Source organism: Azoarcus taiwanensis (assembly GCF_012910885.1).
Classification (GTDB): Bacteria; Pseudomonadota; Gammaproteobacteria; order Burkholderiales; family Rhodocyclaceae; genus Azoarcus_F; species Azoarcus_F taiwanensis.
On sequence record NZ_WTVM01000308.1, the window covers coordinates 1 to 428 of the forward strand.

Sequence of the window (428 nt, forward strand, 5' to 3'; positions counted from 1 at the left end):
AACCCACGCTCAGCGCCGGCACCCTCGCCCTGCCAACAGGTTGGCGCTACGACACCTCGCTGAGCCGCAACTTCCACTTCACGCCCAATCCAGCCGAATGAGCTGAGCGACCGCCCGCGCGATGCCAGCGATCGCGCTGCGCCGGAACCCCCGGTGCGGGACAGAGTCCCATGCGCTCCACATGCCCCTCCACCGCCATGGCCGAAGCTCCAGAATCGCCTGCCAAAGAACCCCGTCCCCGCCGTCGCTGGCTGCGCTGGACCATCGACATCGCCATCGTGATTGCCATCGTCTTCGCGGTGCAGGCATGGCGCACGAGAGACGTGCCAGACCAACCGGTAACCGACTTCGTCTTTCTCACCCAGCACGGTGAAGTGAGCAGCTTTGCCGAATGGCGACGGGCCCAGCCCGAGGGGGCTGTCGCGATC

1 pseudogene is annotated in these 428 nt (G+C 66.6%); it reads left to right on the forward strand.

Annotated features, from left to right (window positions below):
• Positions 1–170 precede the first annotated feature (170 nt).
• Positions 171–428, forward strand: a pseudogene (locus tag GPA21_RS20475) (hypothetical protein); the annotation flags it as partial.